Raw genomic sequence first — 21,763 nt, forward strand, 5'->3', positions numbered from 1 at the left:
CGAGTTTGGGAAGGAGGTAAAATATAATGGTCATGACAGATCCTATTGCAGATATGCTTACTCGCATCCGTAATGCGAATATGGTTCGTCACGAAAAACTGGAAGTTCCTGCTTCAAAGATCAAAAAGGAAATTGCTGAGATCTTAAAAAGTGAAGGCTTCGTACGTGACTTTGAATTAATCGAAGACAACAAACAAGGTATCATCCGTATCTTCTTAAAATACGGTGCAAACAACGAACGTGTTATCACTGGTCTAAAACGTATCAGCAAACCTGGTTTGCGTGTATATGCAAAAACTGGAGAGGTACCACGCGTTCTTAACGGTTTAGGTATCGCAATTGTTTCTACTTCTCACGGAGTTTTAACAGACAAAGAAGCTCGCTCTAAACAAGTTGGCGGAGAAGTTTTAGCATACGTTTGGTAATACATTTTCACAAGAATGGAGGTGCACATTATGTCTCGTATAGGTAAAAAACCTATTGAAATCCCTGCAGGCGTAACAGTTACTGTTACTGGAAGTGAAGTAACTGTTAAAGGACCTAAAGGTGAATTATCTAGATCATTCAGTCCTGACCTTTCAATCGTTGTTGAAGAGAACGTGTTAACTGTAACACGCCCGTCTGACGAGAAGACTCACCGTTCTTTACACGGTACTACTCGCGCGCTTATCTCTAACATGATTGAAGGTGTATCAACAGGTTTCGTAAAATCACTTGAACTTATTGGGGTTGGGTACCGTGCACAAAAGCAAGGTAACAAGCTTATCCTTAACGTAGGATATTCCCACCCTGTAGAAATAGAGCCAGAAGCTGGCGTTGAAGTCGAAGTTCCTTCTAATACAAAAGTAATCGTAAAAGGTGCAAGCAAAGAACGTGTAGGAGCTCTAGCAGCTAATATCCGTGATGTTCGCCCGCCTGAACCGTATAAAGGTAAAGGTATCCGTTACGAAGGCGAATTCGTTCGTCGTAAAGAAGGTAAAACAGGTAAGTAATGCCGCATAAGTAAACGAAAGGAGTGACGTAAATGATTACGAAGCTTGATAAAAATGCTACTCGTCAGAAAAGACATGCGCGTGTACGTGCTAAGCTTTCTGGAACAGAAGCTCGTCCTCGTTTAAATGTGTTTCGTTCAAACAAACACATTTACGCACAATTAATTGACGATGCAAAAGGCGTAACATTGGCAAGTGCTTCAACTCTTGATAAAGAGATCGGTATCGAAGCAGGTAGCAATGCTGAAGCAGCTCAAAAAGTTGGCGAACTTATTGCGAAACGTGCTGTTGAAAAAGGTTTCAAAGCTGTGGTTTTTGACCGCGGTGGTTACCTCTTCCATGGTCGTGTTAAAGCATTGGCTGACGCTGCTCGTGAAAACGGCTTAGAATTTTAATGGATAAGGAGGGACATAACAGATGCGTAGCATTGATCCTAATAAATTAGAACTTGAAGAACGCGTAGTTACAGTAAATCGTGTAGCTAAAGTTGTTAAAGGCGGACGTCGTTTCCGTTTCACTGCACTAGTTGTTGTTGGTGATAAAAATGGTCATGTTGGATTTGGTACTGGTAAAGCTCAAGAAGTTCCGGATGCTATCCGTAAAGCTATTGAGGATGCTAAGAAAAATCTAATTACTGTACCAATGGTTGGTACTACTATTCCTCACCTTGTGAACGGTCGCTATGGCGCAGGTCACATTCTATTGAAACCAGCTTCTGAAGGTACAGGAGTAATTGCTGGTGGTCCTGTTCGTGCGGTACTTGAATTAGGCGGAGTTAGCGATATCTTGTCTAAATCACTAGGTACTAATACACCTATTAATATGGTTCGCGCAACAATTGAAGGATTGAAGCAATTGAAACGTGCTGAAGACGTAGCTAAGTTACGTGGAAAATCAGTACAAGAACTGTTAGGATAAGGAGGGAAATCGAATTATGGCTAATAAATTAGAAATCACCCTCACTCGCAGCTTGATTGGTCGTCCTGAAGATCAACGTGTTACAGTTAACACTTTGGGTTTACGCAAAATGCATCAAACGGTTGTTCAAGAAGATAACCCTGCGATTCGCGGTATGATTACCAAAGTTGCTCATCTTGTTACTGTAAAAGAACAATAAAATAATTTTTAACTTAACAAGGAGGTGCCAACATGAAACTTCATGAGTTAAAAGCTGCAGAAGGTTCTCGTAAAGAACGTAAACGTAAAGGTCGCGGTATTGGATCTGGTAACGGTAAAACAGCAGGTAAAGGACACAAAGGACAAAACGCTCGCTCCGGCGGCGGTGTGCGTCTTGGATTTGAAGGGGGTCAAACTCCTCTATTCAGACGTTTACCTAAACGTGGATTTACCAACATCAACCGTAAAGACTATGCTATCGTGAACCTTGATACGTTAAATCTTTTCGAAGACGGTACTGAAGTAACACCAGCTCTTCTACTTGAGACTGGCGTTGTAAGTAAAGAAAAAGCAGGAATCAAGATTCTTGCCAAAGGAAGCATTGAGAAAAAGCTTACTGTTAAAGCTCACAAATTCTCGTCTACTGCTAAAGAAGCTATCGAAGCTGCTGGCGGTAATACAGAGGTGATCTAATGTTTCGCACGATCTCCAATTTTATGCGCGTGGGTGAAATAAGGAATAAGATTATTTTTACCCTTCTAATGTTAATCGTCTATCGCATCGGTACATTTATACCTGTACCGCATGTGAATGCCGATTTTCTCGCTGAACAGGACCAGCTGAGCGTCATCGGGCTTTTAAATACCTTTGGCGGCGGGGCACTGCAAAACTTTTCCATTTTAGCGATGGGTATCATGCCGTACATCACGGCATCCATCATCGTTCAGCTGCTACAGATGGATGTAGTTCCTAAGTTCACTGAATGGTCTAAACAAGGGGAAGCAGGGCGCCGTAAATTAGCGCAATTTACTCGTTACTTCACTATTATCCTAGGATTTATCCAAGCAGTTGGAATGTCCTATGGGTTCAATAATATGTCAGGTGGACAGTTGATTGAAAATCCTGGAATTGCAACATACTTGCTTATTGCGACTGTCTTAACGGCAGGAACAGCTTTTCTTTTGTGGTTAGGGGAGCTGATCACTGCTAAGGGTGTGGGTAATGGGATTTCCATCATTATCTTTGCTGGTATCGTAGCTAGTTTGCCAAATACGGCAAATCAGATTTACGCACAGCAATTTGAAAATGCCGGTGATCAATTATTCTTACGAATCATAACGATTATCCTCATAGTTTTAGCAGTATTAGCAATCGTGGTTGCTGTTATCTTCATTCAGCAGGCATTACGTAAAATTCCTATTCAGTATGCGAAACGTGCTGCGGTAGGTCGTACGCAAATGGGTGGCCAGTCTACTCATTTACCATTGAAAGTAAATGCTGCGGGGGTTATTCCGGTAATCTTTGCAATGGCATTTATTATTACTCCCACTACAATCGCTTCTTTCTTTGGAAAGAACAGCGTGACTAGCTGGATATCAACAAATCTTGATTACACCAAACCAATTGGTATGATCATATATGTTGCTCTTATCATTGCTTTTGCGTATTTTTATGCTTTCATTCAGGTTAATCCTGAACAAATGGCTGAGAATTTGAAAAAGCAAGGTGGCTATGTGCCGGGGATTCGTCCAGGTAAGAGTACACAAGAATATTTAACACGTGTTTTATACCGTTTGACGTTTGTAGGCTCGATATTCTTGGCCATCATTGCCGTTTTACCGGTATTTTTCATTAAGCTTGCTGATCTACCTCAATCTGCACAGATTGGTGGTACCAGTTTGCTGATCGTAGTCGGGGTTGCCCTTGATACGATGAAGCAGCTGGAATCACAACTTGTGAAGAGACACTATAAAGGCTTTATAAAGTAATGAGTTTTGGGAACGGCTTGTTCCCTTTACCCATTATAGAGTTTGAGGGGGAAGAAAATTGAATCTAGTGTTAATGGGTCTGCCGGGTGCTGGTAAAGGCACTCAAGCTGAACAAATCGTAGAAAAATATAATATCCCTCATATCTCTACTGGAGATATGTTCCGAACAGCTATCAAAGATGGAACAGACCTAGGTCTAAAGGCGAAATCATTCATGGACAAAGGCGAATTGGTACCTGATGAAGTTACCATTGGCATCGTACGTGAGCGTTTAAGCAAGGAAGACTGCCTAAGAGGATTTTTGCTTGATGGATTTCCACGTACTGTGGCACAGGCAGAGGCACTTGAAAGCATTCTAACTGATTTAGATCGCAATATGAATTTTGTCATTAATATCGATGTTGATAAAAGCATCTTAATGGAAAGATTGACAGGACGTCGTATTTGCAAATCATGTGGTGCGACATACCATCTTGTATTCAATCCCCCTGCTAAAGATGATGTATGCGACCGCTGCGGCGGAGAATTATATCAACGTGCCGACGATAATGCTGAAACGGTTCAAAATCGCTTAGATGTGAATTTGAAACAAACCAAGCCACTTCTTGATTTCTACGGAGACAAAGGTTACTTGGTCAACATTAACGGACAGCAAGATATTAATAAGGTATTTGAAGATATCGATGTGTTGCTTGGTGCTTTACAAAATTAATCATATGTATTGATTTATGAAATTCATACCATTTTTATAACTTACTAGTTAAACTTGGTGCATTCCTATAATACAAAGGGTATAATGGATTTCGCGAGAGCATTCGCACATTTATTAATCAGGTTCTTGTACTTGGTATTCCCTGAATTGGGCGATTACTTTTTAAGTGATCTTCATGGACATATCCGGTCGGCAAAATTGATGAAGAAATGCAGTGACTCTATTGGGATTCCTAAAGAGTCGTGATATAGAGGGTTGAAAGAAGCTATGTCAGGCGTGCGCCTTTCAAACATCTCCCATGCTATTCAAACCTATGTCGAGACTAATTGCTTCTCTATTTCGAGAGTATGTCGGTCACGGAATCGGTCAAGACTTACATGAGGACCCATAAAATCCTCATTTCGGTCCAACTGATAAAGGTCCTCAGTTAAAGCCTGGTTCTACAAAATGGTGAATACTTGATGCAGAATTGTAAGACTTATGAGGATAATTGGACTGTAGTAATGTTGACGGAAAGATGTGCACCTTTAATAGGTTCACGCATAGAGAAGGGAGAATCACTTTAATGGCGAAAGATGATGTAATTGAAGTAGAAGGCACAGTACAAGAGACTTTGCCAAATGCAATGTTTAAGGTAGAATTAGAAAATGGTCATACTGTTTTAGCTCATGTATCCGGTAAAATTCGTATGCACTTTATTCGCATTTTGCCTGGAGATAAAGTTACGGTTGAGCTTTCCCCGTATGATCTAACTCGCGGCAGAATCACATACCGGTTCAAATAATCCGGTTACGCTCCGATCTGTATAAGGAGGTTAGATAGCAATGAAAGTCAGACCATCAGTCAAACCAATCTGCGAAAAGTGTAAAGTTATCCGCAGAAAAGGTAAAGTAATGGTTATTTGCGAAAACCCTAAACATAAACAAAAACAAGGCTAAATAGAAGGAGGTGCACTCAAGCATGGCACGTATTGCTGGAGTAGATATTCCCCGTGACAAACGTATTGTTATCTCATTAACATATATATATGGTATTGGAAAACAAACAGCGATCAAGATTCTTGCAGAAGCAGGCGTTTCTGAAGAAACTCGCGTTCGTGACTTAACGGAAGACGAATTGAACAAAATTCGTGATATCATTGACAAGCTTAAAGTAGAAGGCGACCTTCGTCGTGAAATCTCCCTAAACATCAAACGTTTAATGGAAATCGGTTCTTACCGTGGTTTACGTCACCGTCGTGGTCTTCCTGTTCGCGGTCAAAATACAAAAAACAATGCTCGTACGCGTAAAGGACCTCGTCGTACTGTAGCTAACAAGAAAAAATAATTAGTAAAGGAGGTTACTTTTCATGGCACGTAAAACTAATACACGTAAACGTCGTGTGAAAAAGAATATAGAAACTGGTATTGCACATATTCGTTCAACATTCAATAACACTATCGTTACGATCACTGACTCTCATGGTAATGCTATTTCTTGGTCAAGTGCTGGAGCTCTAGGATTCCGTGGATCTCGTAAATCCACTCCATTTGCTGCACAAATGGCTGCTGAAACAGCTGCTAAAACATCAATTGAACATGGTATGAAAACTCTTGAAGTTACAGTTAAAGGACCTGGTGCTGGACGTGAGGCTGCCATTCGTGCACTTCAAGCTGCTGGCCTAGAAGTAACTGCAATTAAAGATGTAACTCCAGTTCCACATAACGGATGCCGTCCACCAAAACGTCGCCGTGTTTAATTTTTCTGTATAGATTTTGTATTCCTGTCAATAATGGGATATAATACTGAGTTTGCGTTCTTACAGAGGATTAATTTTCAGTTGTTGCGCACAGCGGGAACGTATACATGGGGAATTTCGGTTTAAGTGACTTCGTTTACTTGCCGGGGTTTTGACGTTTTGAAGGAGGGTTTATTGATGATCGAAATAGAAAAACCAAAAATCGAAACGGTTGAAATCAACGACGATACCAAGTACGGTAAATTCGTCGTAGAGCCACTAGAGCGTGGGTATGGTACTACATTGGGTAACTCCTTACGTCGTATTCTTTTATCCTCACTCCCAGGTGCTGCTGTCACAGCTATACAAATTGATGGAGTGCTACATGAGTTCTCAACAATTGAAGGCGTCGTGGAAGATGTAACATCTATCATTCTTAATGTGAAAAAACTAGCTCTTAAGATTTACTCTGATGAAGAGAAGACGCTGGAAATTGACGTTCAGGGTGACGGAGTCATCACGGCTGCTGATATCACTCATGATAGTGATGTAGAAATTCTTAATCCGGATTTATATATTGCTACAATTGGTAAAAACGGTCATATGCGTATGCGTTTATCTGCACGTCGCGGCCGCGGCTACACTCCTGCTGTTCAAAACAAGAGAGAAGACCAGCCAATTGGTGTAATTCCAATCGATGCTCTTTACACTCCGGTTTCACGCGTATCTTTCCAAGTTGAAAATACACGTGTTGGACAGTTGTCTAACTTTGACAAGTTAACGTTTGATGTTTGGACTGATGGCAGTACTGGTCCGCAAGAAGCGGTAGCACTTGGAGCTAAGATTTTAACAGAGCATTTAAATATCTTTGTTGGTTTAACCGATGAAGCTCAAAATGCTGAAATCATGGTTGAAAAAGAAGAAGATCAAAAAGAAAAAGTTCTTGAGATGACGATCGAAGAATTAGACCTTTCTGTTCGTTCTTACAACTGCTTGAAACGTGCTGGAATCAATACCGTTCAAGAGCTAGCTCATAAAACGGAAGAAGATATGATGAAAGTACGTAATCTAGGTCGTAAATCACTTGAAGAAGTGAAAGCGAAACTAGAAGAATTAGGCTTAGGTCTTCGTAAAGACGACTGATAACATGGCGGAATCAATCCATTATGTTGTGAGCCTTGTTATTGACACACAATATAGAACTTCAACAAAGGAGGGAATCTCTAATGGGTTACAGAAAGTTAGGACGCACTAGCGCACAACGTAAAGCATTACTTCGTGATTTAGCTACGGATCTTATTATCCATGAGCGCATTGAAACTACTGAAGCACGTGCAAAAGAATTACGTTCTGTAGTAGATAAAATGATCACTCTTGGTAAACGTGGTGACTTGCATGCACGCCGTCAAGCTGCATCTTTCATCCGTAACGAAATCGCTGACGCTGAGAATGGCACAGATGCCCTTCAAAAACTATTCAGTGACGTGGCTCCACGTTATGAAGAACGTCAAGGTGGATACACTCGTATCATGAAAGTTGGTCCACGCCGCGGTGACGGTGCACCAGTCGTGGTTATTGAATTAGTTTAATAACAACGATGAAAAAGGGCGGGACAAATGAATATACTCACTTGTTCTATGCCCTTTTTCTTTTTTTAAATAGAAATTCTGTACTTTAGAAATTCGCATTGAGTGTTACGATGGCTGGCGGAACCTGTACATACGGGGAGCCTTCACGTCTAGCTCAAGCATCCCTTCCCGCTTTTGATAAGCGATTATAAGATAACCTGTTTTTCGTAACAGGTCCGCTGTTAGCTGCTCTTAATTTACCGAAAATTCTTTCGGTGGAAGGGGTGCAGCGTTTTTTTATATTTTCAGAAGGAAAAACTACTATATTTATATTGAGTGAGCAGAGCTTAGTTTAGGCGAGTGCAGTCGAGGATGAGGAGGGCCACATGGTGAAGAAGCTGGTTTCTTTAAATAATATTGTTTTTAAATATGAGGGTCAGTCTCGAAACGCCTTGGATGATGTTTCTTTTGATATTCATCAAGGGGAGTGGCTAGCGATTGTCGGACATAATGGTTCTGGCAAGTCGACATTAGCGAAGTTATTGAATGGCCTTCAGTTCGCTAACTCAGGTACCATTACGATTAATGATCAACTTTTGACAGAAGAATCCGTTTGGGATGTACGCCAGAAAATTGGCATGGTTTTTCAAAACCCAGATAATCAATTTGTAGGCACTACAGTTCAGGATGATGTGGCTTTTGGTTTAGAAAACGCCGGTGTTTCTCAGCAGGTTATGGTGGAGCGTGTTCATGGTGCGTTAAATAAGGTTAAGATGAATGCCTTTCTTAATCAAGAGCCGCACCATCTATCCGGCGGTCAAAAGCAAAGAGTGGCCATTGCAGGTGTAATAGCCTTGCAGCCAGACATAATCATCTTAGATGAAGCAACCTCCATGCTTGACCCAAGAGGCCGTGAAGAAGTGCTTGAAACAGTTAGGGAATTAAAACAGGAAAACGAGATCACTGTCATATCAATCACCCATGATCTTGAGGAAGCTGCGAAAGCTGATCGAATGATAGTCATGAACCAAGGTCGGTTATATCGTGAAGGTTCGCCTCAGGATATTTTTGAGTTAGAGGAAGAATTGATTGCTCTTGGTCTGGATATTCCCTTTTCAGTGAAACTAACCAAGGAGTTACAAAAAAATGGTGTTCGTGTAGTTGATGGGCATTTGACAGAGGAAGAGTTGGTGAAGGATTTATGCGAATTACACTCGATGATGTAGAATACCGCTATCAGGTGAATACTCCTTTTGAACATCTAGCCCTTCATGATGTCAATATTTCAATGGAGCCGGGAACCTATACCGCAATCATCGGGCATACAGGGTCCGGGAAATCCACGCTACTGCAGCATTTGAATGCTCTTTTAAAACCGACGAAGGGTCGGGTTTTCATTGGGGATCGGACGATTGAAGCAGGAAGAAAAGAAAAGGCTTTGCGGCCCATAAGACAAAAGGTCGGAATTGTTTTTCAGTTTCCGGAACATCAGTTATTTGATGAAACGGTTGAAAAGGATATATGTTTCGGTCCTATGAATTTTGGCGTTTCTGAAATCGATGCAAAGAAACTGGCCAGGAAAGCCATCGCGCAAGTCGGATTGAATGAGGAAGTTCTTGAAAAGTCTCCATTCGACTTATCCGGCGGGCAGATGCGACGGGTGGCCATCGCTGGGGTACTTGCCATGGAGCCGGAAGTATTGGTGCTTGATGAGCCCACAGCGGGACTGGATCCGCGAGGACGCAAAGAAATCATGGATATGTTTTATGATCTGCATAAAGCAAGGGGCATTTCAACGATTCTGGTGACCCATAGCATGGAGGATGCAGCCAAGTACGCGGATGACATCATCATCATGCATAAGGGTACGGTGTTCAAAAAAGGAACCCCCCAGGAAATTTTCTCAGAGCCGGAACAATTAATGGAGCTAGGCCTGGATGTTCCTGATACGGTCCGCTTTCAGTTAAAGCTCCAGAAGGAACTTGGTGTTCGATTTGATCATCCATGTCTTAATATCGGTGATTTAGCGATAGAAATAGATAAAGCCATGAAACGGGGGAACCGCTGATGCTGGATAAAATGATTATCGGGCGTTATGTCCCTGCAAATTCATTGATGCACAAGATGGACCCAAGGGCTAAACTGCTCCTCGTGTTCCTGTTTGTTTGTGTCGTCTTTTTGGCGAATAATGTCGTTTCTTACGGTTTGCTTGCTGTATTCACCATCCTTTTGATCAGTCTTTCCAAAATACCGCTTCGCTATCTTTATAATGGGTTGAAGCCAATCTTTTTCTTGATCGTATTTACATTCCTTCTCCATATATTGTTTACGAAGGAAGGGGAACTGCTTTTTGAATACGGTTGGTTTGAAATCTATGAAGGCGGTTTGATTCAAGGTTTTTTCATATCCATTAGATTTACTTTACTAATCCTTGTTACGTCACTTTTAACTTTGACGACATCCCCGATATCCATTACAGATGGGATGGAAGAGCTGTTGGGACCTTTGAAAAAGTGGAAGATGCCTGTACATGAACTGGCATTGATGATGTCCATTGCCCTTCGATTCATCCCGACGCTAATGGAGGAAACGGAAAAAATCATGAAGGCCCAAACTGCAAGGGGCGTTGACTTTTCATCTGGCCCGATAAAGGACAGGGTTAAATCGATTGTACCGCTGCTTGTTCCTTTATTTGTCAGTTCGTTCAAACGGGCCGAGGAATTGGCAACTGCCATGGAATCAAGAGGATACCGTGGCGGGGAAGGCCGCACGAAATATCGCCAATTGAACTGGAAGACGAGTGATAGTCTTTTGATGGTCTCAATCGGTGTTCTAACGTTCATGTTATTTTTATTACGTTCATAATAAGGAAGAGAACTATGCCAAAATATAAATGTGTGATCGCTTATGACGGCACGGATTTTGCTGGTTATCAGGTGCAGCCTGAGAAGCGCACCATACAAAGTGAATTCGAGGCAGTCTTGGCCCAAATGCATAAAGGCACAATTATAAAAGTGACTGCTTCAGGCAGGACAGACTCAGGGGTCCATGCAAAGGGGCAGGTACTTCACTTTGAATCGCCCCTTACATTCCCTACGGAAAATTGGGTAAAGGCGTTCAGCGCCCTTCTTCCGACCGATATCATCGTTCTGGAAGTCGACATCGTGCCTGACGATTTTCATGCAAGGTTCCATACGACCGGGAAAGAGTACCGTTATATCATAGCCCGCTCGAAACTGCGGGATCCGTTCCAGCGAAATTACGCTTATCATTATCCCTATCCATTAGATGGGGAGGCGATGAGGGAAGCAATCTCCTACTTGATCGGGACACATGACTTTACAAGTTTTTGTTCGGCTAAAACGGAAGTGGTCGATAAAGTTCGAACGATACAAGAGATGGATTTTGAAGAGAGCGATGGTTTCATGGTTTTCCGCTTCGTTGGCGAAGGTTTTTTGTATAATATGGTGCGTATCTTGGTTGGGACGCTCCTGGAAGTCGGCAGCGGCAAGATGTCACCCCGTGATATGAGCGGGATTTTGGACAAGAAGGACCGCAGCTTTGCAGGGAAAACAGCACCAGCCCAAGGCCTATATTTATGGAAAGTATTTTACAAATAAAATTATTTTCGAAGTGATACCAGTTTTTTTACAACTGGAAAACGAGATGAACTTAGTAATGGAGCGGTTTGACGCTACACTGACCTTTTCATGGAGTTGCAGAAAGTGTTTTATAGACAACTTATCCTAGTGTAACATTCCCTTGACAATGAATATGGGAGAAGTTAATATAATATGGTATGTATTTTAATCCCACGATAAGCCCCGGAAGTTTATTGTGATTGAAAATAAATATAAAAAATTAAAAAGTTTTTTAGGAGGTTAACCATGCGTACGACATTTATGGCGAAAGCTAATGAAGTAGAACGTAAATGGTATGTGATTGACGCTGAAGGCAAAACTTTGGGTCGCCTTTCTACTGAAGTAGCATCCATCTTACGTGGTAAACATAAACCAACTTTTACACCGAACATTGACACTGGTGATCATGTAATTCTAATCAATGTTGAAAAAATCCACTTGACTGGTAAAAAATTGACTGACAAAATTTATTACCGTCACACTATGCATCCAGGCGGTCTAAAAACTAGAACTGCTCTTGAAATGCGTACAAACTACCCTGAGAGAATGCTTGAACTTGCTATCAAAGGTATGCTTCCAAAGAATTCTCTTGGTCGTCAAATCTACAAAAAATTACACGTATACGCTGGAGCTGAGCACCCACACGCTGCTCAACAACCAGAAGTATACGAATTACGCGGATAATTACTAAGGAGGTTACTATCTTGGCACAAGTTCAATATTATGGTACTGGTCGCCGTAAGAGCTCAGTAGCTCGTGTACGTTTAGTACCAGGCGAAGGTCGCATCGTTATTAACGGTCGTGACATCAATGAATATATTCCTTTTGCAGCATTACGTGAAGTTGTTAACCAACCACTAGTTGCAACAGAAACTACTGGAAATTACGACATTCTAGTAAACGTTAGCGGTGGTGGATATACTGGTCAAGCTGGAGCAATCCGTCACGGTATCGCTCGTGCATTGCTACAAGTTGATCCAGAATACCGTCCATCTCTTAAAACTGCTGGTTTACTAACTCGTGACCCACGTATGAAAGAACGTAAAAAATACGGTCTTAAAGGCGCACGTCGTGCACCTCAGTTCTCAAAACGTTAATCCTATTACCGTTTCGAAAGGCTCTCAACCATATTGGTTGGGGGTCTTTTTTTTGACCGGAAATATTAATAAAGCATATCCGTGATCTCCCGGATATGCTTTATTTTAAATACTTCAGTTAACAATCTTAGTTTTGAGATTCATCTTCACTTTTTTTGTTTGCGGCCTTTTTCGGCATGAAGCATGCTATTATTAACGCCACAAAAGATAAGGCTAGCATGAAAACATAGGCATCACTTGAGCCAAGGATGGAAGCTAATGCCTCTAGTTGTATAGCTGTAATGTTTTCATTTTCCATTGATAGCTCAGAGGCATGTGATGTTGCCTGCATTGTATATACCGTGATGACAACTGCTGTTCCGATGGCACCTGACAATTGGCGAATGGTATTATTTACAGCTGAACCATGGGAACCCAATTCTCTTGGTAAAGCATTCAACCCTGCTGTATTTAATGGCATGGTAATGAAGCTCAAACCAATTCGTAATATTATGGTACGAATCATGATATAGATATACGTCGTTGATTCGCTTATATCTATGACTCCCCACATCGAAACAATGATGAATACCAAACCTGTAATAAAGAGTGGTTTAGCATCGTATTTATCAAACATTTTACCTGTGACAGGGGATAAGAAGGCATTAATCACAGCTCCGGGTAATAGCAGTAAACCTGCTTCAAATGCTGTAAAACCTCGTCCATTTTGCAAGTAGATTGGTAAAAGGATTAAATCCGCATACATGATCATCGTAATTAGTACATTGATGAAGGATGTAAGCGTGAAAACTTTATACTTGAATACGGTTAAATTTAATAGTGGATCGCTCGATTTCATTTGTCGTAAACAGAATAGAGTCGACACGATCATTCCGACGACTATTGCAGTGATGACAACGGGATCATCCCATCCCTTGCTTCCTGCGCTACTAAATCCAAATAATATACAGCCGAAACCAATCGTTGATAAAATGACACTTGTGATATCCAATCTTGCTTTTGTTGTCTCTGTAACATTCATTAAATATTTGAACGCTAGAACGATGACGATTAGTAAGAATGGGATTAACCCAATGAATAGCCATCTCCATGAAACATACTCCATGGTAAAACCAGATAAGGTCGGGGCTATGGCCGGGGCAAAAATTATCGCAAAGCCGATTGTCCCCATGATGCTTCCGCGCTTTTCGCTAGGGTATAAATATAAAATAACCGTCATCATTAGAGGTATAATAATCCCGGCACCGATTGCTTGAATCATTCTGCCCGTTAACAGCACGCCAAAATTCCCCGCACATGCGCAAAGTACAGAACCGATGAACAAAAAGAACATCGAGCTAATAAAAAGCTGCCTTGTTGTAAACCGTTGCATTAAAAAGGCAGTGATTGGCACTAAAACACCGTTCACTAGCATAAACCCTGTAGATAACCATTGTACAGTTGCAGCCGTTACATCAAATACTTCCATTAATCCACTCAATGCAACATTTAATAAAGTCTGATTTAATGTTGATAAAAAACAACCGGCAATCAGTACAATTACTAAAACTTTTTTATTTCTTTCAGTAATGTCCATCGTAAACCCCTTCATTTTTGACTTGCATTCTCAACACCGTGTCGATAAAATCGATGGTAACAAAAATATATGTTACTTACCATGAACAGTTTTCTTGAAAATGTTCACTAATCGACATAGAAATATATGCTGTTGAGAAAGTTATAGAAAATCTATAAAGGAGATTAAAATGTCCATACCTAAAAAAGAAGATCCTCGTACAATTCGCTCAAGGGAAATGTTTAAAGACGCTGTCATTGCTCTCTTATGCGAGGACCCCATTATTTCGAATTTAACGGTCCGGGAAATCGCAGCCAAAGCAGGGCTGAATCGGACAACATTTTACCTGCATTATCAGGATATTCAAGATTTATTAACGCAAATCACCGATGAGATTCTAAATGAGCTATCTGAGAAAATTTTTGCTTTAATACATGCAAAAGACTTATCGGAAAAACAACAGCTAACACAATTGCTTGATTATTTATATATCCATCGAAATTATTTACTTATTTTATTTAAAACGAATCAGTTTGAAGAACAATTGTTTTCATTATTAAAGCAATTAGTAGAAATAAGAAGGAAGAATACCAAGAAGGATTTACCTGCTGATTATGTTGATATTGACATTAAAACGGCCTCATTGGTAGGCATTATAATATGGTGGTTAAGAAAGGGGCTTCATTTTAGTTCGGATTATATTGCCAATCAAATTTATTTAATATACAGAGTGCAATGATTCTTAATCCGTTAGAATGAATTTGAATTTCATTAAGTCATTTTAATGATCGGATATAATATGACCCACATCACGCTCCATGAACCCTTCTGCGTCATGATATAAATCCTTCCCGGCCTCCAGTCACAATGCGACTTAACGCCGTGGGGAGAGTGCTTCGGATGTTGGGGATGTTAGGTCCCATTTGTTTACACATGAGTTTATTTGTGGAATACAGAATTATTTGTAAAATCGATATTTATTAAGTCTCTGTTTAGGAGTATGATAATACTTAAAAAAAGAAAGAGGACTTCATATGAATTCAACATACTCACCGATTGAAACAACTAAAACAAAAGCCTTGGTCATCAATGCACTATTCATTGCGTTAACCCTTGTAGCGACAATGTTCATCAACATCAAGCTCCCAATAATGGGTAACGGCGGCCTGGTCCATTTGGGCAACGTTCCCCTTTTTATAGCAGCCTTGGTATATGGCAAAAAAACAGGGGCGATAGCAGGCGCCTTCGGTATGGCCTTCTTCGATTTATTCTCTGGTTGGGCAGCATGGGCACCGTTTACATTCGTCATCGTCGGAGCAATGGGCTTTCTAGCCGGCCTTATATCCGAAAAGGTACCGGGCAAAAGAGAACTTGTATACACTTTGGCCGTTGCCGTTGCATTGATCATAAAAATCGTGGGCTATTATTTTACTGAAGTTATCCTTTACGGTAACTGGATCCAGCCATTCGGCTCCATCCCCGGAAACGTAATGCAGGTCGTAATAGCCGGAATAATTGTCGTGCCTCTAGCTGGCCGATTAAAGAAAAGGGCTGGACAGATATAAAGTGAAACGAATATAGGAAGCCATTCCAACTTTGTGTTGCACCAGCAACTGGATATTGTACTGTGCTTTATGAACCTCTGGCAGTTCATCCTGCTAAGTAGGTATGTATTTAAATAAATTCGCTATTATAAAATGTAATATCAAGTTAGAAAAGGACATCCGTTTACCACGGATGTCCTTTTTATCGATAGATCACAAAGGTTGCTTGAATTTAAGTAAGAACACGACATGAATAATCAGGTGTGATCAATGTAAGGCATGCGCAGTGAGCTGCCCAAGTCGCAAGGTCCGCCTCGGGTAGCATCCTAAATTAACGGGTTACGGGTGATAGTATCAATTTTTTCTGCGAGTAAATATCATCCGAAATGTTTGGGCTGTCCTTTTAAGCTTCTTATGGAAGATAGCATATGAAAGGCATTTGAATTACCTGTTGAACCTATCCTCATTATTTTTTGCCAATGGAATAAATGAATGGTTCAAAATAGAACGCTAAAACTAAATTATGTCTTGGGAAATAATTTTGGGAAATGGGGAATTGCCCCGGAGGTGAATTATGGCTGTGATATTAGGTTTACAGGAGATGCAAAGGGAAAGGCAATTGAAGTTCGAACGCAGGTTGCTCAGGGAACTTTCTATCGAGGATATGAAGGGGAGGATTCAGCGTTACTTTGGACAGGATTTGATGGATGTTTTGGAGGAAGGCTACTTCGATGTTGCCATCGAAGCTTATTTATTAGGAGCGAACTATAGTAAGTTTGGCTATTATGGGGAGTCGGAAGATGATGTAAGGTCCAGGTGCTGGAAGGAAGAGAAGTTTTTGGTCGATACTCTTTTTAACTTTATTTTGTATTGGCGGGAAGTTACAGCGAATAACGCTTTCGATGAAGGATTGTTTTATTGTTGTGAAGGATTTGTAGGGGATTGGTGGTTGGACGGTTTTAAGACTGGAGAGAAACGATATAAAATGAAACTGCATTAAGAAGGCAAAATCCCATTCCTTGTTCTAATTCCATGGTTTGTCCCATACTTTTTAGTATAGAGATCATGGAAGGGGAACGGTCATGCGCAGAAAGCTGAAATATACAGGAATCGCAATGGGATTGTTTGTCCTTTTTTTAATTGTGACTTTTAAATTCGTAGAAGATGATTCTTGGGACTCCTGGAACCTTCCGTTGGCAGGGAAGGTCATCATTCTTGATGCAGGTCACGGGGGAATGGACGGCGGGGCAAATGTACAAGAGATAATGGAAAAGGAAATTGCCCTTTCCGTTTCATTAAAGGTCAGGGACTATTTGCAGGAACAAGGTGCACTTGTCATCATGACCCGTGAGAAGGATGAGGATCTGGCACAGGGTAATACAAAGGGGATCCGCCAGCGAAAACAGGAGGACTTACGGAATCGGGTTAAAATGATCAATGATTCGGAAGCGGACTTATTCTTAAGCATTCATCTGAACTCTTTTCCATCGGCGTCATCGAAAGGTGCCCAAACCTTTTATACAAGCAGGTTTGAGGAAAATGAACAGGTGGCTAAATTCATTCAGACTGAAATCATCAGAAACCTGGAAAATACAAAGCGTGATGCAAGAACAATCAATCATGTGTATTTGATGAATTATGCTAAGAAACCAGGAGCGCTTGTGGAAATTGGCTTTCTTTCCAATTCTGAGGAAAGGGAACGGCTTATCAGCGATAAATACCAGGAAAAGATTGCCAGTTCAATTTATATGGGGATTTTACGGTACTTCACAGAAGAAAAACTATCGGATGACGAGTGATGTCGGGGTCTTGTAAGGTACAAGGCCTTTTTATCATGGGGAAATAATCTGGCCCAGCATACAAGGCAGATAATAAGTTTTCTTTCGGTAATATGTTATACTGAAAAATGGGAAAATAAAATTCAAAGGGGTGCTCGACTTGTTAACAGAAGAGAAAGTACTGAATTTATTAAAGGATCTTAAAGACCCTTTTCTACATAAAAACCTTGAAGAGACAAATGGAATTATAGAAATCAAAATAAAACCTGAAAAGAATCATGTAAGCGTTAAACTTGCGATTGCGAAAACGGGGACTGCCGAGCAAATGCAAATGCAATCCGAAGTTGTGGACTTGCTGAAAACGAACGGAGCAGAATCGGTAGGCATCCGTTTCACGGAACTTTCAGAAGAGGAATTAGCCAAGCATCGTGAAAGCATTCCCCAGGGTGAGGCGGACCAAGGTTTGCTTGGACCTAACAGCAAGACTCAATTCATCGCGATCGCCAGTGGTAAAGGCGGAGTGGGAAAATCTACGATCTCAGTGAATTTTGCCACTTCACTTGCTCGTCTAGGCAAAAAGGTCGGACTGGTTGATGCCGATATTTACGGATTCAGCGTACCTGATATGATGGGGATAACAAAACGACCGGTTGTTCGCGGGGAAAAAATCATTCCTGTAGAACGGTTTGGCGTTCAAGTTATCTCAATGGGCTTTTTTGTAGAGGATAACGCGCCGATCATCTGGAGAGGGCCGATGCTGGGTAAAATGCTTAACAGTTTCTTTAATGAAGTGGAATGGGGAGATTTGGACTATTTGGTCCTTGACTTACCGCCGGGTACAGGCGATGTTGCATTGGACGTGCATACGATGCTCCCTTCATGTAAAGAAATCATTGTTACGACACCGCATCCGACTGCAGCCTTCGTTGCTGCAAGAGCTGGTGCCATGGCCATCAAGACAGAACACGAAGTCATTGGTGTCATAGAGAATATGTCATTTTTCGAAAGTAAAACGACCGGTGAAAAGGAATATGTATTCGGAAAAGGCGGCGGAAAGAAGCTTGCAGAAGAGCTTCGTACAGAAGTTTTAGGTCAACTTCCCCTGCAACAGCCAGATTGGAACGAAGAGGACTTTGCTCCATCCATTTACGCAGCGGACCATAGGCTTGGCAGGATTTACGAAGATATTGCTAAAAAGGTCATTGAAAAACTGCAATAAAAAGAAGGCTGATTCCGATTGGGAATCAGCCTTTTTTCATTCTTTTTACTTTTTCTCCTTCTCGGCCGCCTTTGTGGCTGCTTTATCCAATTTCTCTTGCATTTTCGCTTGGACGAGAGGACTTTCCATGGTCTCGATGATCAGCTCTTTATAGACCGATCGCATTTCCTTGGTTTTTAATAATTTATTCATTTCTTTTTCCATATCCGGTTCTTTCATTATTTCCATGAGCATTCCACGATACTGAGGATCAGCAGTTAAGTCCTTCAATACCTTTTTATGTTCGTCTTCTAATGCTTTAGCATAAGCGGAAGCAAATTCAGGATCATTGAATGTCTTTTTCCAAAATTCCTTCCCTTTATCTGAAGTGACCATATCTTCAATGGATTTCTTAATGGCATCCGAATCCATAATGAGTTCAGCTTTCGTTTTATCATCAGTAATGATATCCTGGATGGCCTTTTTTCCATCATCTGTCTTCAAGATATCGACGACCATTTTCTTTGTCTCTTCGTACTCCATTTTTTCTCCGCCTGCCCCATTTTGAGCACAACCGGAACAAACGAGTAAGAATGACGTGAAAAGCAAAGCAACTCCCACTCTCATACGCAGGGCCCCTTTCATCCTTCTTACTGTTAATATGGTTCCAATCGGCGATATTATTCCTTGGTGGAATAAGTGGATTTTTCCAAATTTGGTTGGTACAATTAAGGATATGAAATAGAAATGTATGGAGGAAAACAATGAACAGCCGTAATTTAGTTAAATTGTTTTTAACAACATTGCTTATAGGTGGCGTAACTGGCGGAGTTGTAGGGTTCTTGGCTCGATGGAGTGAGTTTAAGCCTTATTTTTCTTCTTTTGAAGTCAGTGCCATCCTATCAACTTTTATTTGGTTATTCGGTGTTGGATTAATTTTCAGTGTCATAAGCCAAGCCGGCTTTTTTGCCTATTTAACAATACATCGTTTTGGTCTGGGGATATTTAAAAGCGCTTCCTTATGGAATGCCGTTCAACTTGTACTCATTCTTTTTGTTGTATTCGATCTTGTTTACCTGCGATATCTTAGCTTTGGTTCAGGCGAGGGAATCAGTTCGTATATCGTGTTAGCATTGGTTGTATTGGCCGCAGGGCTTATTACAGCTTATTTCAAAATGAAACAAACGAATAAACAGTCCTTCATACCGGCCTTGTTTTTCATGGTCGTGGTCACGGTATTGGAGTGGGTACCTGTCCTGAAAACCAATGATGAAGGCTGGCTTTACTTCATGCTGTTTCCATTGCTAGTCTGCAATGCTTATCAATTATTGGTCCTTGGCAAATTGATTGAAATTTCACAAAAGGAATTGGCCGATAGAAGAGAGCGTAAGCAAACTCCAGCAAAGGGAAAGATGAAAGCCGGTCAATTAGGTAAAGGCAGCTAACCAATATTTTGGCCGGACCTTACATAAAGAAGTCAAAACAGAAAAACTGCGTACTAAAGGTTCAGGGAGACCATTAGTACGCAGTTTTTTAAGTTAGCGGACTTCCTCACTGCTTGCCGAGGAATTGGAAATCATCTCAGAAACGTTAACGAAGTTTAAATTTTTTGATCGAAGTTCACTTAATAACTCCGGTAATGCTTTATTCGTTTGTTTTGCTGAGTCTGAAGCATGTAATAAAATGATATCACCTTTTTGGGCCTTGGTGATGTTCTGTATGATCCGATCCACACCTGGATTGGTCCAATCCTTCGAATCGATGCTCCAATGGACAACGGTATATCCGAATTTCTCACTGATCTTCAAGAGTCGTTTATCAAAGTGGCCGGTGGGAGCGCGCAAAAGTTCTATATTCTTTACATTAAGTTTTTTAAATGCTTCCTGGGCTTTAGAAATATCCCGGATGATTTCTTGATCTTCCATTTMGGTATAATCCTTATAATCGTAACCAAGCATGCCGATTTCATATCCTTCTTTCACAATTTCAGCTACTATGTCAGGGTGGCGTTCTGCCCAGGATCCCGAAAGGAAAAAAGTGGCCGATTTAATCTTTTCTCTTTTTAATGTCTCTATTATCGGAGCGGCTTTCTCATCACCCCAGCCAATATTGAACGTGATCGCAACATTCTTTTCCCCTTTATAAACCGCTTTCGGCCCATCTTCCGTTGAAAAAACGGGGGCATGAAGAATGTTTTGTACAAAAAGAAACCAAGCGGTAAAAAGTGCGGTAAGCAAAATTAACGAATAATACTTGATGTTCTTGGCTTGAAGCACCATGAAAAATTTCATTAATCCATCCCCTTGTCCAAAGTACTCTTGTCTTCAAATTTATGCGCGAGGATTATTGTTATGCAAAAAAACGGGTTGAAAATTCATAAAATTGATGGGAATGGGGAAAGATGTCTGATGGAGGTGTGAACCATGCTCGGTTTATTGATCAATGACAAAGAAAAAATGGAATTGGAGTACCTTTTAAAAAGAGAGATGGATGAAATACTATTCGATTTGCAGGATGACAGAATCGATCACATAGTCAAAAGGGCAATAAACGAGAAATATAACATCCTTTTCAGGCTGTTTAAAAGGGTGAGCACCGAGGAGGAAATCCTAATGTATATGAAGGGGAAATCGAATTTATCCAAGTGGAATCAGTCATGAAAGTTAAAAGTGAATTAAATTCAAAAAACCTATTGACTATTGATTTATACGCTGGTATATTATAAAAGTTGCTGCAACGTCAAAGCATTTGAAAAAGAATGATAAAAACTTTTTTAAAAAAGTTATTGACGAAGTGGTAATAAGGTGTTAAGATATTAAAGTCGCTAAGAGAGATGGCGAACAAATTGCTCTTTGAAAACTGAACAAAACAAAGCGCCAACGTTAAATTTTAAGTGAGCACACACTATCAAAAAAGCAAATGAGCAAGTCAAACATTTCTTCGGAGAGTTTGATCCTGGCTCAGGACGAACGCTGGCGGCGTGCCTAATACATGCAAGTCGAGCGAATCGATGGGAGCTTGCTCCCTGAGATTAGCGGCGGACGGGTGAGTAACACGTGGGCAACCTGCCTATAAG

At 40.9% G+C, this 21,763-nt stretch carries 30 protein-coding genes, 1 rRNA gene and 1 pseudogene; 29 read left to right on the forward strand and 3 right to left on the reverse strand.

What is annotated here, in order from left to right; genetic code table 11:
• Positions 1–26: 26 nt before the first annotated feature.
• From rpsH to rpsI, 21 genes and pseudogenes are all read left to right on the forward strand, one after another.
• Positions 27–425 carry a 30S ribosomal protein S8 gene (gene rpsH / locus AC1DVB_RS08740; protein ID WP_034304995.1) on the forward strand — a complete coding sequence of 133 codons (399 nt, stop codon included), beginning with the start codon at positions 27–29 and terminating at the stop codon, positions 423–425.
• 30 nt (positions 426–455) lie between these two features.
• Entirely contained in the window at positions 456–992 is a 537-nt protein-coding gene (gene rplF / locus AC1DVB_RS08745; protein WP_048677892.1) for a 50S ribosomal protein L6, read from the forward strand.
• Between the two features lie 32 nt (positions 993–1,024).
• Positions 1,025–1,387 carry a 50S ribosomal protein L18 gene (rplR, locus tag AC1DVB_RS08750; RefSeq protein WP_034304989.1) on the forward strand — a complete coding sequence of 121 codons (363 nt, stop codon included), beginning with the start codon at positions 1,025–1,027 and terminating at the stop codon, positions 1,385–1,387.
• Positions 1,388–1,409: 22 nt separating this feature from the next.
• Positions 1,410–1,910: a 30S ribosomal protein S5 gene (gene rpsE, locus AC1DVB_RS08755; protein WP_034304987.1), complete on the forward strand. Its 501-nt coding sequence runs from the start codon at positions 1,410–1,412 to the stop codon at positions 1,908–1,910.
• A 16-nt stretch (positions 1,911–1,926) separates the two neighbouring features.
• Entirely contained in the window at positions 1,927–2,109 is a 183-nt protein-coding gene (rpmD, locus tag AC1DVB_RS08760) for a 50S ribosomal protein L30 (RefSeq protein WP_034304984.1), read from the forward strand.
• A gap of 32 nt (positions 2,110–2,141) precedes the next feature.
• Entirely contained in the window at positions 2,142–2,582 is a 441-nt protein-coding gene (gene rplO / locus AC1DVB_RS08765) for a 50S ribosomal protein L15 (protein ID WP_034304982.1), read from the forward strand.
• Entirely contained in the window at positions 2,582–3,877 is a 1,296-nt protein-coding gene (gene secY, locus AC1DVB_RS08770) for a preprotein translocase subunit SecY (protein WP_057276478.1), read from the forward strand. The genes rplO and secY overlap by 1 nt, the downstream gene beginning before the upstream one ends.
• A gap of 58 nt (positions 3,878–3,935) precedes the next feature.
• Positions 3,936–4,589: an adenylate kinase gene (locus tag AC1DVB_RS08775; RefSeq protein WP_048677894.1), complete on the forward strand. Its 654-nt coding sequence runs from the start codon at positions 3,936–3,938 to the stop codon at positions 4,587–4,589.
• A gap of 71 nt (positions 4,590–4,660) precedes the next feature.
• Positions 4,661–5,112 (forward strand): annotated as a pseudogene (locus AC1DVB_RS08780) (M24 family metallopeptidase); the annotation flags it as partial.
• Between the two features lie 42 nt (positions 5,113–5,154).
• Positions 5,155–5,373, forward strand: coding sequence for a translation initiation factor IF-1 (gene infA, locus AC1DVB_RS08785; protein WP_028390440.1), 219 nt, complete (start codon positions 5,155–5,157; stop codon positions 5,371–5,373).
• Positions 5,374–5,413: 40 nt separating this feature from the next.
• Positions 5,414–5,527 (forward strand): 50S ribosomal protein L36, encoded by a 114-nt coding sequence (rpmJ, locus tag AC1DVB_RS08790; RefSeq protein WP_003156543.1) that lies wholly within the window; start codon positions 5,414–5,416, stop codon positions 5,525–5,527.
• A 22-nt stretch (positions 5,528–5,549) separates the two neighbouring features.
• Positions 5,550–5,915: a 30S ribosomal protein S13 gene (rpsM, locus tag AC1DVB_RS08795; RefSeq protein ID WP_034304978.1), complete on the forward strand. Its 366-nt coding sequence runs from the start codon at positions 5,550–5,552 to the stop codon at positions 5,913–5,915.
• A 22-nt stretch (positions 5,916–5,937) separates the two neighbouring features.
• The gene (gene rpsK, locus AC1DVB_RS08800) at positions 5,938–6,327 is read left to right on the forward strand and encodes a 30S ribosomal protein S11 (protein WP_028390438.1); all 390 of its coding nucleotides are present in this window, start codon (positions 5,938–5,940) and stop codon (positions 6,325–6,327) included.
• A gap of 177 nt (positions 6,328–6,504) precedes the next feature.
• Positions 6,505–7,449 carry a DNA-directed RNA polymerase subunit alpha gene (locus tag AC1DVB_RS08805; protein ID WP_034304976.1) on the forward strand — a complete coding sequence of 315 codons (945 nt, stop codon included), beginning with the start codon at positions 6,505–6,507 and terminating at the stop codon, positions 7,447–7,449.
• Between the two features lie 83 nt (positions 7,450–7,532).
• Positions 7,533–7,895: a 50S ribosomal protein L17 gene (rplQ, locus tag AC1DVB_RS08810; protein ID WP_034304973.1), complete on the forward strand. Its 363-nt coding sequence runs from the start codon at positions 7,533–7,535 to the stop codon at positions 7,893–7,895.
• 365 nt (positions 7,896–8,260) lie between these two features.
• Positions 8,261–9,100, forward strand: coding sequence for an energy-coupling factor ABC transporter ATP-binding protein (locus AC1DVB_RS08815; protein ID WP_034304970.1), 840 nt, complete (start codon positions 8,261–8,263; stop codon positions 9,098–9,100).
• Positions 9,076–9,942 carry an energy-coupling factor ABC transporter ATP-binding protein gene (locus tag AC1DVB_RS08820; protein ID WP_053537046.1) on the forward strand — a complete coding sequence of 289 codons (867 nt, stop codon included), beginning with the start codon at positions 9,076–9,078 and terminating at the stop codon, positions 9,940–9,942. Before AC1DVB_RS08815 ends, AC1DVB_RS08820 begins: the two co-directional genes overlap by 25 nt.
• On the forward strand, positions 9,942–10,739 hold the full coding sequence (locus tag AC1DVB_RS08825) for an energy-coupling factor transporter transmembrane component T family protein (protein ID WP_057276479.1): 798 nt from the start codon (positions 9,942–9,944) through the stop codon (positions 10,737–10,739). Before AC1DVB_RS08820 ends, AC1DVB_RS08825 begins: the two co-directional genes overlap by 1 nt.
• A gap of 14 nt (positions 10,740–10,753) precedes the next feature.
• Positions 10,754–11,494 carry a tRNA pseudouridine(38-40) synthase TruA gene (gene truA / locus AC1DVB_RS08830; protein ID WP_057276480.1) on the forward strand — a complete coding sequence of 247 codons (741 nt, stop codon included), beginning with the start codon at positions 10,754–10,756 and terminating at the stop codon, positions 11,492–11,494.
• A gap of 267 nt (positions 11,495–11,761) precedes the next feature.
• Positions 11,762–12,199, forward strand: coding sequence for a 50S ribosomal protein L13 (gene rplM / locus AC1DVB_RS08835; RefSeq protein ID WP_034304960.1), 438 nt, complete (start codon positions 11,762–11,764; stop codon positions 12,197–12,199).
• A gap of 20 nt (positions 12,200–12,219) precedes the next feature.
• Positions 12,220–12,612, forward strand: a complete 393-nt coding sequence (gene rpsI / locus AC1DVB_RS08840) for a 30S ribosomal protein S9 (RefSeq protein ID WP_057915234.1) — start codon at positions 12,220–12,222, stop codon at positions 12,610–12,612.
• A 127-nt stretch (positions 12,613–12,739) separates the two neighbouring features.
• On the opposite strand, the gene AC1DVB_RS08845 is transcribed toward rpsI, so the two are convergent.
• Positions 12,740–14,188, reverse strand: a complete 1,449-nt coding sequence (locus AC1DVB_RS08845) for a DHA2 family efflux MFS transporter permease subunit (RefSeq protein ID WP_454862442.1) — start codon at positions 14,186–14,188, stop codon at positions 12,740–12,742.
• A 169-nt stretch (positions 14,189–14,357) separates the two neighbouring features.
• Here AC1DVB_RS08845 and AC1DVB_RS08850 point away from each other — a divergent pair, with 169 nt between their 5' ends.
• The 5 genes from AC1DVB_RS08850 to AC1DVB_RS08870 all read left to right on the forward strand — a co-directional run bounded on the left by AC1DVB_RS08850 (position 14,358) and on the right by AC1DVB_RS08870 (position 18,708).
• Complete coding sequence (locus AC1DVB_RS08850; RefSeq protein ID WP_454862441.1) at positions 14,358–14,906, forward strand: TetR/AcrR family transcriptional regulator; 549 nt, start codon at positions 14,358–14,360, stop codon at positions 14,904–14,906.
• Positions 14,907–15,201: 295 nt separating this feature from the next.
• Entirely contained in the window at positions 15,202–15,732 is a 531-nt protein-coding gene (locus AC1DVB_RS08855) for an ECF transporter S component (protein WP_057276483.1), read from the forward strand.
• Positions 15,733–16,285: 553 nt separating this feature from the next.
• Entirely contained in the window at positions 16,286–16,711 is a 426-nt protein-coding gene (locus tag AC1DVB_RS08860) for a DUF2521 family protein (RefSeq protein WP_034304952.1), read from the forward strand.
• A gap of 82 nt (positions 16,712–16,793) precedes the next feature.
• Entirely contained in the window at positions 16,794–17,510 is a 717-nt protein-coding gene (cwlD, locus tag AC1DVB_RS08865) for an N-acetylmuramoyl-L-alanine amidase CwlD (protein ID WP_034304950.1), read from the forward strand.
• A gap of 139 nt (positions 17,511–17,649) precedes the next feature.
• Positions 17,650–18,708: an Mrp/NBP35 family ATP-binding protein gene (locus tag AC1DVB_RS08870; protein WP_034304949.1), complete on the forward strand. Its 1,059-nt coding sequence runs from the start codon at positions 17,650–17,652 to the stop codon at positions 18,706–18,708.
• A gap of 45 nt (positions 18,709–18,753) precedes the next feature.
• On the opposite strand, the gene gerD is transcribed toward AC1DVB_RS08870, so the two are convergent.
• Entirely contained in the window at positions 18,754–19,314 is a 561-nt protein-coding gene (gene gerD, locus AC1DVB_RS08875) for a spore germination lipoprotein GerD (RefSeq protein WP_034304948.1), read from the reverse strand.
• 137 nt (positions 19,315–19,451) lie between these two features.
• Between gerD and AC1DVB_RS08880 the strand changes: the two genes are divergently transcribed.
• Complete coding sequence (locus AC1DVB_RS08880) at positions 19,452–20,132, forward strand: KinB-signaling pathway activation protein (protein WP_048677929.1); 681 nt, start codon at positions 19,452–19,454, stop codon at positions 20,130–20,132.
• A 93-nt stretch (positions 20,133–20,225) separates the two neighbouring features.
• On the opposite strand, the gene pdaB is transcribed toward AC1DVB_RS08880, so the two are convergent.
• Positions 20,226–20,978, reverse strand: coding sequence for a polysaccharide deacetylase family sporulation protein PdaB (gene pdaB / locus AC1DVB_RS08885; protein WP_477588968.1), 753 nt, complete (start codon positions 20,976–20,978; stop codon positions 20,226–20,228).
• Positions 20,979–21,110: 132 nt separating this feature from the next.
• Here pdaB and AC1DVB_RS08890 point away from each other — a divergent pair, with 132 nt between their 5' ends.
• Both AC1DVB_RS08890 and AC1DVB_RS08895 read left to right on the forward strand, forming a co-directional pair.
• Positions 21,111–21,347 (forward strand): hypothetical protein, encoded by a 237-nt coding sequence (locus AC1DVB_RS08890; protein ID WP_048677931.1) that lies wholly within the window; start codon positions 21,111–21,113, stop codon positions 21,345–21,347.
• Between the two features lie 277 nt (positions 21,348–21,624).
• Positions 21,625–21,763: ribosomal RNA gene (locus AC1DVB_RS08895) — 16S ribosomal RNA — on the forward strand; the annotation flags it as partial.

The organism is Peribacillus sp. P4_D6 (genome assembly GCF_056401795.1).

Coding starts and splice junctions, on each gene's coding strand:
- rpsM (WP_034304978.1), top strand. CDS start 5,550: ATGGCACGTATTGCTGGAGTAGATATTCCCCGTGACAAACGTATTGTT.
- secY (WP_057276478.1), top strand. CDS start 2,582: ATGTTTCGCACGATCTCCAATTTTATGCGCGTGGGTGAAATAAGGAAT.
- AC1DVB_RS08850 (WP_454862441.1), top strand. CDS start 14,358: ATGTCCATACCTAAAAAAGAAGATCCTCGTACAATTCGCTCAAGGGAA.
- cwlD (WP_034304950.1), top strand. CDS start 16,794: ATGCGCAGAAAGCTGAAATATACAGGAATCGCAATGGGATTGTTTGTC.
- rpsH (WP_034304995.1), top strand. CDS start 27: ATGGTCATGACAGATCCTATTGCAGATATGCTTACTCGCATCCGTAAT.
- AC1DVB_RS08890 (WP_048677931.1), top strand. CDS start 21,111: ATGCTCGGTTTATTGATCAATGACAAAGAAAAAATGGAATTGGAGTAC.
- infA (WP_028390440.1), top strand. CDS start 5,155: ATGGCGAAAGATGATGTAATTGAAGTAGAAGGCACAGTACAAGAGACT.
- rplQ (WP_034304973.1), top strand. CDS start 7,533: ATGGGTTACAGAAAGTTAGGACGCACTAGCGCACAACGTAAAGCATTA.
- rplO (WP_034304982.1), top strand. CDS start 2,142: ATGAAACTTCATGAGTTAAAAGCTGCAGAAGGTTCTCGTAAAGAACGT.
- truA (WP_057276480.1), top strand. CDS start 10,754: ATGCCAAAATATAAATGTGTGATCGCTTATGACGGCACGGATTTTGCT.
- rpmJ (WP_003156543.1), top strand. CDS start 5,414: ATGAAAGTCAGACCATCAGTCAAACCAATCTGCGAAAAGTGTAAAGTT.
- AC1DVB_RS08820 (WP_053537046.1), top strand. CDS start 9,076: ATGCGAATTACACTCGATGATGTAGAATACCGCTATCAGGTGAATACT.
- AC1DVB_RS08855 (WP_057276483.1), top strand. CDS start 15,202: ATGAATTCAACATACTCACCGATTGAAACAACTAAAACAAAAGCCTTG.
- AC1DVB_RS08805 (WP_034304976.1), top strand. CDS start 6,505: ATGATCGAAATAGAAAAACCAAAAATCGAAACGGTTGAAATCAACGAC.
- rpmD (WP_034304984.1), top strand. CDS start 1,927: ATGGCTAATAAATTAGAAATCACCCTCACTCGCAGCTTGATTGGTCGT.
- rplF (WP_048677892.1), top strand. CDS start 456: ATGTCTCGTATAGGTAAAAAACCTATTGAAATCCCTGCAGGCGTAACA.
- rpsE (WP_034304987.1), top strand. CDS start 1,410: ATGCGTAGCATTGATCCTAATAAATTAGAACTTGAAGAACGCGTAGTT.
- rpsK (WP_028390438.1), top strand. CDS start 5,938: ATGGCACGTAAAACTAATACACGTAAACGTCGTGTGAAAAAGAATATA.
- gerD (WP_034304948.1), bottom strand. CDS start 19,314: ATGAGAGTGGGAGTTGCTTTGCTTTTCACGTCATTCTTACTCGTTTGT.
- AC1DVB_RS08860 (WP_034304952.1), top strand. CDS start 16,286: ATGGCTGTGATATTAGGTTTACAGGAGATGCAAAGGGAAAGGCAATTG.
- AC1DVB_RS08880 (WP_048677929.1), top strand. CDS start 19,452: ATGAACAGCCGTAATTTAGTTAAATTGTTTTTAACAACATTGCTTATA.
- rplM (WP_034304960.1), top strand. CDS start 11,762: ATGCGTACGACATTTATGGCGAAAGCTAATGAAGTAGAACGTAAATGG.
- AC1DVB_RS08825 (WP_057276479.1), top strand. CDS start 9,942: ATGCTGGATAAAATGATTATCGGGCGTTATGTCCCTGCAAATTCATTG.
- rplR (WP_034304989.1), top strand. CDS start 1,025: ATGATTACGAAGCTTGATAAAAATGCTACTCGTCAGAAAAGACATGCG.
- AC1DVB_RS08815 (WP_034304970.1), top strand. CDS start 8,261: ATGGTGAAGAAGCTGGTTTCTTTAAATAATATTGTTTTTAAATATGAG.
- AC1DVB_RS08845 (WP_454862442.1), bottom strand. CDS start 14,188: ATGGACATTACTGAAAGAAATAAAAAAGTTTTAGTAATTGTACTGATT.